The following is a 9,338-nucleotide window of genomic DNA, read 5'->3' on the forward strand; positions in this document are numbered from 1 at the left end:
GAACAGGGCATTACCCCCGCAGACAATCCCGATTTAGCCGCAACCCTCGAGCGTGTCAACCAAGGCTGTCGCACCATGAGCCAGTGGGTCAGCGAACAAGCCCAGACCGCCCTGGAGCATCAAAAAAAGTTCATCATCGTTGGCGGTGACCACAGTGTTCCCCTGGGGGGGCTGGAGGCGTTAGCTCAGAAATATTCCAGTTTTGGTATTCTCCATCTGGATGCCCATGGCGATCTGCGTAACGCCTATGAAGGATTTCAAGAATCCCATGCCTCGATTATGTTTAATGCGATGCAGCTGCCCCAAATTTCTAAGCTGGTGCAGGTGGGTATTCGCGATATCTCCCACGGTGAGATGGCGCTAATCCAGCAGTCCGATGACCGGATTGTCACCTATCTAGATACCCAGCTAAAACAGGCCGCCTATGGGGGACAAAACTGGCTACAGCAGTGTCGAGACATTGTCAGTCATCTACCAGAGCATGTCTATATCAGCTGTGATGTGGATGGTCTAGATCCGAAACTATGCCCCCACACGGGCACGCCTGTTCCCGGTGGTTTAAACCTTGAGGACGTTTACTGTCTGTGGCGCGAGGTGATCCGCAGCGGTCGTCGCATCATTGGCGGCGATATTTGTGAGACGGGCAATCATGAGTGGGATGGCAATGTCAGTGCCCGTATTCTGTATAAATTGTTTAGCTTTATGACAATTGTACCAAGTTAAGAAGTATTGACTTCTCAACGTTTTCTCATCATTTATTCCGATGCTGGTTTAGATACTGCTCATATAGAAGCTGAACAGTTAAAACTGGGTTTGAGTGTTTACTTTGAGTGTTTACCTAGAGGAGTCTGTGAATGGCGCATCGGGTTAGTTCGCCAACGGTCTTGCAAATGGAGGCGGTGGAATGTGGTGCTGCCGCTCTCAGTATGGTACTGGGGCACTATGGTCGCTACGTGCCGCTGGCGGAGCTGCGCCATGCCTGCGGGGTATCACGGGATGGGGTGACCGCGGCCAATGTGCTCAAGGCCGCTCGAACATACAAGCTACAAGCTAAAGGGTTTAAGAAAAGCCTGGAAAGCCTTAGACAGCTAAAGCCGCCCTTTATTGTATTTTGGCACTTCAATCACTTTTTGGTGGTGGATGGGTTTGAGGCCAACCATGTGCGTCTCAACGACCCGGCCACCGGTCCGCGCCGGGTAACACAGCAGGAATTTGATGAAGGGTACACGGGGATCGCGCTGACGTTTGAGCCGGCGGATGACTTTGAGCCGGGGGGACGTAAACCGAATGTGGTGGGTTCCCTGGTGCGGCGATTGGCCGGGTCGTCGGGGGCGCTGCTCTACTGTACGTTAACGGGCTTTTTGCTGGTGCTGCCCACATTGGCCCTACCGGCATTTAGCCGGATTTACATTGACAATATTTTGCTGGCCAAGCGTCTAGACTGGCTGCCCTACGTGCTGGTGGGGATTGCCCTAATAGTCGTGGTGCAGGGAATCTTAACCGCGCTGCAGCTGCGCTATTTGCGGGCGCTCAAGATCAAGCTGGCGGTGGGAATGGCGAGCAAGTTTGTGTGGCATGTGCTGCAGCTGCCGGTGGGGTTTTATGCCCAGCGGTTTGCGGGGGAGATTAGCGGTCGCATTAGCCTGAATGACAGTGTGGCCAATGTGCTCTCAGGGCGACTGACAACGACGATTATTAGTTCGGTGATGATCGTGTTTTATGCGATCGCAATGCTCCAGTACGACATTCCCCTCACCATTATTGTCATCTCCTTCGCCATCATCAATGTCGGCGTGTTGCAGTGGGTATCCCGACAGCGTAAGGATGCCAACCTGCGACTGGTGCAGGAATACGGCAAAGCCTCAGGCATTGCCGTAGCTGGACTACAGGGGATGGAAACCCTCAAGGCAGGCGGTCTAGAATCGGACTTTTTTGCCCGCTGGGCAGGTTACCACACCAAAGCGGTCAATGCTCAACAGAACCTGGGACTAGCTAATCGGGTTATCGGCTTACTGCCGTCGCTACTGTCCACCCTGGCCACCCTATCGCTACTCATCATTGGCGGCTGGCGAATTATCCACGGGAGTCTCACCATCGGTATGCTGGTGGCGTTTCAGCTACTGATGCAAAGTTTCCAGGGACCGGTCAATGCACTAGTGCAGTTTGCGGGCACCTTGCAAACGCTGCAGGGCAATCTCGATCGGCTAGATGATGTGCTGGAAAATGAGACCGATCTGGCCTTTTGCAACCACTGTAAACACAATGTGTCTGAGGAAGAAGAAGCGGCCAATCATCACCGGCTGTCAGGAGCAGTGGAGATTCGTAATCTTTCCTTTGGCTATAGCCCCTTAGATCCCCCCCTCATTGACGACTTTAATCTAACGATTCAACCAGGGCAGCGGATAGCGCTAGTCGGGGGTAGCGGCTCGGGTAAGTCCACCCTGGCTCGGGTGATTGCGGGGCTTTATCAGCCGAGAAGTGGTGATGTTTGTTTTGATGGTCGACCCCGACAAGAGATCTCCCAGGCAACATTGACCAACTCCATTGCCATGGTGGAGCAGGACATTCTGTTGTTTGCCGGTAGCGTGCGAGATAATCTCACCCTGTGGGACGATACGGTGCCCGATGAGGATCTAAAGCAGGCCTGCCGAGACGCGGCGATTGAGGAAGCCATTTTAGCCATGCCCTATGGGTATGACGCCAACCTGTTGGAAGGAGGACAAAACCTGAGCGGAGGCCAGCGGCAGCGGTTGGAGATTGCGCGGGCACTGGTCAATAATCCATCAATTTTGATTATGGATGAGGCCACCAGTGCCCTAGATACGGAGACCGAAAAAATTATTGATCAGAATCTGCGGCGGCGGGGATGTACGTGCATTATTGTGGCGCATCGATTGAGCACAATTCGAGATGCGGATGAGATTATTGTGTTGGAGCGCGGCCAGGTGGTACAGCGAGGGAACCATGAACAGCTTTGGCAGCAGGCCGGTCACTATGGCGATTTAATTCGCAGTTCGGGGACGGCACTGGCAGTTGCGTCGTGAGAGCAGAGAATGATTAATCGAAAATCTAACACCGCATATATCGCACATTAAACTCTATGGTTCTTGCAGATTCACAAAGCACCTTTAACACCGCTGATGTTCATGCTATTGACAGTAATGGTGTTTTTCCGCTGCTATCTTCTGGACTGTGGCGAGTTAAGTCTGGTCGTCTAGGCATTTTCGCTGTCGGTTGGAAAGATGGGGCACCCGTGGGTGAACGCCGCTATCTGTGGACAGTGGACGTTGGCGACTTGATGATTGGGACTGAGGCCCGGACCTGCGATCTGGCCTTTGTGGCAGTGGCGTTTGAGGCCAGTGAGATCGAACCCATAGCTAAGGACGCGGATGCCAACGGTGAGGGGGGCATTTGTGGCCATGTGACCATACCGTTGCTCAGACAGGTTGAGCGCTGGGTAGGTGAACTGACCCAGATCAAAGGATTTCCTGGCAGATCGATTGCAGAAGTATCTGAAGTTGTTGGCACGGTAAGTCTGGAGCCTGGGGGTGGATATAGTCCCAAAGCGGCAATGATGTGGGTGAGACCAACGAATAGCCCAGCCTATTGGTTAGACGGGGAGCGATTTGTACTGGAACCGTCTTTTCCATTATTTCCCATTGCGAGGACTACCTGGGTGCAGGCTCAAGATCAGCCGGTGGCGCTAGATGTCGTATCAGCTGAACAGCTGTGCTCAAAGAGTTCCTACAAAGACTTTGTTAAGGGGTTAAATCTGTTTCACCAGTACGCTTTGGAGGTGATTAATGAAGGCTGGCAAATGGATCGCCAGCGAGGAGAAGACCAGTTTACGGCTCGGCAACAGCTCAATCAGGAAGTTACTCAAACAACGCTGCAGGGACTAGTCTCCGTTTTGCAACCCAGTGCAGGTGACTTTTTGCTAGCAGAGACACCGCTTTTGAGGGTAGCGGGAGCGGTGGGCCATGCCCTGGGAGTGAAAATTGAGCCGCCAGCGGAGTCTGAACAGGCGCAACAGGTAAAGGAACCCTTGGAAGCCATTGCCAGAGCCTCTCAGTTACGACTACGGCAGGTGTTGCTGCGGGGGCGCTGGTGGCGACAGGATGCAGGACCGTTGGTGGCCTATACCCAGGACGGGCACCGTCCGGTAGCGCTGATACCGGTGCGCCAGACCCATTATGAACTCCTGGAGTCTACCGGCAGGCGAGTGGCTGTCAATGAAACCGTGGCCAGAACGGTGGAGCCAGTGGCGTTTATGTTTTATCGGCCTTTGCCCGAGGGGCATCTGACGGCCTGGGATTTGCTTAAGTTTGCATTTCAGGGACGACAGCGAGATCTAGCGGTGGTTGGTCTCGCCGGAGTCGTCGTCACTCTGCTGGGGATGGTCCTACCCCAGATGACGGCGGTGCTGGTGGATGATGCCATTCCCTTTGGTAGTGAGGGGTTGCTATTGCAAATTGGGTTGGCACTGGTGGCTGTGGCCATTGGTCGCGCTAGTTTTCAGCTGGTGCAGGCGATTACCACCATGCGATTGGAAACTGGTTCCGATGTGGCGCTCCAGGCGGCGGTGTGGGACCGATTGTTAAAGCTGCGCACGTCGTTTTTTAAGGACTATGCCACGGGAGATTTGCTATCGCGGGTGTCGAGCATTACATCCATTCGGCGGTTGCTCAGCGGCTCAGCCTTGGATGCGATTTTGTCTGGGACGTTTGCGGTCTTGAACCTGGGGTTGTTGTTTTATTACAGTGGCAAACTGGCGACGTTGGCCCTGGTGGTGGCACTGCTCATTATGGCGGTCACGGTTACCTCTGGGGCGTTGTTACTAAAAAAACAGCGACCCATGTTGGAGCTGCGAGGAGAACTCTATGGACTGATGGTACAGCTGATTAACGGTGTCTCGAAACTACGGATTGCGGGGGCGGAGTCCAGGGCGTTTGCCCAATGGGGTAATAAGTACCGGCGACTGTTGCAGATAGAACTCAGCACCCAGCAACTCGAGGATTCGGTCAATGTGTTTAATTCGATCATTCCGACGGTGACAACCATTGCCCTATTTTGGGTCGCCAGCACGCTGGTGGGACCGTTTGAGCTGACAACAGGTCGATTTTTAGCGTTTAATGCGGCCTTTGCCATCTTTATCGGCGGCATTACTAATCTGAGTTTGACCATGATCGATGTGATGGATGTGATTCCGCTGTGGATGCGATCGCAACCCATCCTCGCAGCGCCGCCCGAGGTCACCACTGAAAAGACCGATCCGGGGCAGCTATCGGGTGCCTTTTGCGTCGATCGGGTCACCTTTCGCTATCGAGACGACGGCCCGCTGATTCTCAACGACGTTACCGTAGAAGCCAAACCTGGAGAGTTTATTGCCCTGGTGGGACCGTCCGGGTCTGGTAAATCAACGGTGCTGCGACTGCTGCTAGGATTTGAAAATCCCCATTCGGGCACCGTGTACTATGACGGTCGAGACATGGCCGGGTTAAATTTAACCGCTGTGCGGCGGCAGCTGGGGGTAGTACTACAAAATGGACACATCAGCTCCGGGTCGATTTTTGAAAACATTTCGGGGGGGGCGCTGATCACCCAGGATGATGCGTGGCGAGCGGCAGAGATGGCAGGATTTGCTGAGGATGTGCGCAACTTTCCGATGCAGCTACACACGGTTGTGAGTGAAGGTGGGGGCAACCTGTCTGGTGGACAGCGGCAGCGGTTGATCATTGCCAGGGCCTTGGCGCTAAATCCAAAACTGTTGCTGTTGGACGAGGCCACTAGTGCCCTGGATAATAAAACCCAGGCAATCGTTAGTGAGAGTCTCGACCAGCTCAACGTAACCCGTGTGGTAGTTGCTCACCGTCTGAGTACTATTCGCAACGCTGACCGGATTTATGTGATTAAGGCCGGGCGGGTTGTCCAAGTGGGCAGCTTTGATGAGTTGGCTAAACAGCCTGGTGTGTTTGCTGAACTCATCAAGCGACAGCTGGCTTAGAGCCTAGCAGGGGAAGCTAGCTAAAATTGCGACGTGTTTTTGGTGATAACAGAATCACAATGGTGATCAGTGCTAGAACCATAACAGGGATAATTACTGCCAGGTCATCGAGCGATACTTCGCTATCTTGGTAAGAGTCAGAAAAAACATCCATTAGCTCTGCGCTAAAAACGATTAAGGCAGAGACTTGGATTGCGATCGCACTTCCCCAAGCCCACACTTTTCGAGTCATTAAAATAGCAACTGAGCCAAAAAGCAAAGCCGCAACAACCCCACCCGCCGCTGTGCCGATGCCACTGATGCTATCGTATAGAGCAAACACACCGCTGACACCACTGAGGATCATGGATACCCGAATTCCAACAGTGTTAGGCGTGGGCTGTGCAGGAGAAGTAGAAGTGTTGTGACCGGATGTTGCTGTAATACCACGGTCGGCAAAATAATCTTCTAGCTTAGTGACAATACGCCGCATATCACTGTGAAAGTCAGGATCATAGCGAGCTTGGGCCGCATTACGACGAGCGAGAGACTGCAGATCGTCTGGCAAATCACTGGGTCCTGGCATTGTTGCCCCGCCAATCAAAACAGGAAGTACCAGAATGTCTCGCTTGAGTGCCGAAGCAATTTCAATCCGGACAAAGTCATTGGGATCGTCTAGCCGTCTCTTTCCGTGGGAGTCAGTCACGGTTAACCAGCTCCGCCCCATTAGCGCAATCAGAACATCACACCGGGCAACAGCCTGATCTAGATATTCCACAAAGTCAGCGCCATAGGGAATATTGTCAACATCTTTGAATATGCGTTCTGAGCCAAACGCCTCTACCAGTTTGTCGTAGACACGACCTGCTTCAGCGATACTATCGCTACGACGATAGGAAATAAAAATTGACCCAGGTTTGCCCATGGTGCAGGTTAGCTATGCCAGAATTCCCCAATATTACCTTGAGTAGGATAGATATTAGCGGTAAACCAATCGCTAAGACTCCCCTGAGTTCAACGTCTTAACTAAGGTACGACCGGTCGTACCTTAGTCAGTGATTTTTGGTGACACCGTCAATGTCGCCTCTCGATTAGAGTCTCCAACTGAGGAAGCAGACTAAAAACATCCTTGACAATTTCTGGTATTTCGATAATCATCGAAATATGCTAGACAGTCAATCTCGTTCCGTTGAAGACATTGCCGCAGCCTTTGCGGCTCTGGGGCAGCCTTCGCGACTGAATATCGTGCGGTTACTCCTATCCGCCTATCCTAAGGGATTGCCCGCAGGTGAAATTCAACGGGAACTAGGGATTACGGCACCAACGCTGTCTCACCACCTAGACAAACTGCGCCAGGTGGGTATTGTCCAGGCCCAGAAGGATCGCCAGTGGATTTGGTACAGCGTCCAGTCCAATGCCCTCAAGTATTTGATTGATTTTCTCTTTGAGGAATGCTGTACCCGCAATCGCGTTGTTGATCCTGAAACCTTTGAGTTAATTGACGTCGCTACATCACACCCCTGTCCTGATTGTCCAGACTAATTTTTTCTTCGCGGGGTAATGCTCATGAATGGTTTTGATCTTTATTTTGATATTTCTCGAAATATCGAAGGGCTTTCATTATGACTTCAACTGTTTTCCATCGATTTAACCGCAGTGTCCGACAGCTAGATCAGGTCTTTATCACCATTGCCCTGATCTTTCTTGCCCTGGCTATTTTTGTACCCACCCAGGTCTCCGACAGCTTAGGCTTCACGGTCCAGAACCTGGTGCAGGTTTCTCCCTTTTTGCTGTTGTCTATCGGGATTGCTGCCTATGCCCAGGCCAGCGGTGCCGATAATTTGATTGCTAAGGCATTCCAGGGTCGTGTTTCGGTCATGATCTTTGTAGCATCATTATTTGGAGCCTTTTCTCCGTTTTGCTCCTGCGGTGTAATCCCACTGATTGCCGCCCTGCTCTCCATGGGGGTGCCGGTTGCGGCGGTGATGGCGTTTTGGCTGTCGTCCCCACTGATGGATCCGTCCATGTTTATTCTTACCGTGGGCACGCTCGGGTTACACTTTGCCATTGCTAAAACCCTGGCCACTGTCGCGATTGGTCTGCTGGGTGGGTTTGGTACTCTGGCTTTGATAAATTCGGGCATCGCCACGGCGGCTTTTAAAAATCCGTTGCGAGATGAGGCCAGCAATGGCGGCTGTGGCGGCAGTCGTGTACGAAATCCTCAGCCTGTTGTGTGGAAGTTTTGGCCTGTGGCGGAGCGTCGCCAGAAGTTTTGGCAAGGGGCGCGCAAGAATGCCTGGTTTTTGGGTAAATGGCTAGCCCTGGCGTTTGTGTTAGAGAGCTTAATGCTGGTGTATGTGCCCAATACCTGGATTCAGACCATTGCTGGTGATGGCAGTTTGTTGTCGGTTGTCGGCGCAGCTTTAGTAGGTATTCCGGCTTATCTGAATGGGTATGCGGCCCTGCCCCTGGTGGAAGGGCTGGTTAACCAGGGGATGGCCCCCGGTGCCGGGATGGCCTTTTTGTTAGCCGGTGGTGCCACCAGTATTCCGGCGATGATTGCGGTGTTCGCCCTGGCCCGCCGTCCGGTGTTTCTGGCCTATTTAGGCTTTGCCTTTATGGGCTCGGTGACCGCAGGGTTAGCCTATAGTGTGATGTTTTAAAGCATATCGAGCTTACCACCAGAAGTCCTACATACTACATCTTCTTTAACCCATGGCTTTTGACCACAAACCCCGGATTCTCTTTATCTACGGCTCCCTACGCGAACGCTCCTATAGCCGCCTATTAGCAGAAGAAGTCGTCCGTATTAGTAAGGTGGATGACTTTACTGATCGCTACAGCGAACGCAAAGTCACCGCTGCCAAACAGCTAGAAGAAACAGCGAAAAAGGCCCTCACCTAAGCAAGGATGGTCATTGCTTAGCAAGGAGATACCGTTACTGATTGAGCAGGTCATTTGCTCAGGCCCTCAGATTTTATAGATCGAGCCTCTGTGAGCATCTGCAACGGTAGCCCGTTAACTCTTCCTAGCTCTTGTCTCGCTGATCGCGGTTGTAGTTAACCACCTCATGGAGCGTAACCCTGCCATCTTCGTTTAAATCAGCGATGGGATTACCAAGACCGACTTGGGTAGCATTGGCGGCACTAGCGACTGCTCCCATGGACATCAAAACTGTTAGTGCAGATAATACAAAGCGTTTCATTTCATATACCTCAATTCAACAAAGGCATTAGCCTCGGGTTATTAACCCTGATGAATTCAAGATAGGAAAGTCTTCTGAATTTCCACCTATGGGAGGGTAAAATCTGACTGAGAATTAAATGAGCACTATTAATCTAGAAGGGTACTGGTT

Annotated in this window: 8 protein-coding genes; 6 read left to right on the top strand and 2 right to left on the bottom strand. The window is 52.2% G+C overall.

From position 1 onward, the window contains the following. The 3 genes from IQ260_RS21895 to IQ260_RS21905 all read left to right on the top strand — a co-directional run. The coding region (locus tag IQ260_RS21895; RefSeq protein ID WP_193995215.1) for an arginase family protein at nt 1–723 on the top strand (723 nt) is incomplete at its 5' end. A 131-nt stretch (nt 724–854) separates the two neighbouring features. Next, a complete protein-coding gene (locus IQ260_RS21900) occupies nt 855–3,044 on the top strand; it encodes an NHLP family bacteriocin export ABC transporter peptidase/permease/ATPase subunit (protein WP_193995216.1) in 2,190 nt (729 codons plus the stop codon). Between the two features lie 56 nt (nt 3,045–3,100). Further along, a complete protein-coding gene (locus tag IQ260_RS21905) occupies nt 3,101–6,004 on the top strand; it encodes an NHLP bacteriocin export ABC transporter permease/ATPase subunit (protein WP_193995217.1) in 2,904 nt (967 codons plus the stop codon). A gap of 16 nt (nt 6,005–6,020) precedes the next feature. Here the strand turns inward: IQ260_RS21905 and IQ260_RS21910 are convergent, their stop codons facing one another. Beyond that, a complete protein-coding gene (locus IQ260_RS21910) occupies nt 6,021–6,908 on the bottom strand; it encodes a toll/interleukin-1 receptor domain-containing protein (protein ID WP_193995218.1) in 888 nt (295 codons plus the stop codon). 239 nt (nt 6,909–7,147) lie between these two features. On the opposite strand from IQ260_RS21910, the gene IQ260_RS21915 reads away from it, so the two are divergent. From IQ260_RS21915 to IQ260_RS31920, 3 genes are all read left to right on the top strand, one after another. After that, entirely contained in the window at nt 7,148–7,525 is a 378-nt protein-coding gene (locus tag IQ260_RS21915; RefSeq protein ID WP_193995219.1) for an ArsR/SmtB family transcription factor, read from the top strand. A gap of 80 nt (nt 7,526–7,605) precedes the next feature. Further along, entirely contained in the window at nt 7,606–8,646 is a 1,041-nt protein-coding gene (locus tag IQ260_RS21920) for a permease (RefSeq protein WP_193995220.1), read from the top strand. Nucleotides 8,647–8,698: 52 nt separating this feature from the next. Next, nucleotides 8,699–8,887, top strand: a complete 189-nt coding sequence (locus IQ260_RS31920; RefSeq protein WP_228016338.1) for a hypothetical protein — start codon at nt 8,699–8,701, stop codon at nt 8,885–8,887. 124 nt (nt 8,888–9,011) lie between these two features. Here the strand turns inward: IQ260_RS31920 and IQ260_RS21930 are convergent, their stop codons facing one another. Beyond that, a complete protein-coding gene (locus tag IQ260_RS21930) occupies nt 9,012–9,188 on the bottom strand; it encodes a hypothetical protein (protein ID WP_193995221.1) in 177 nt (58 codons plus the stop codon). Between the last annotated feature and the right edge of the window lie 150 nt (nt 9,189–9,338).

The organism is Leptolyngbya cf. ectocarpi LEGE 11479 (assembly GCF_015207065.1).
Lineage (GTDB): Bacteria > Cyanobacteriota > Cyanobacteriia > Phormidesmidales > Phormidesmidaceae > Leptothoe > Leptothoe ectocarpi.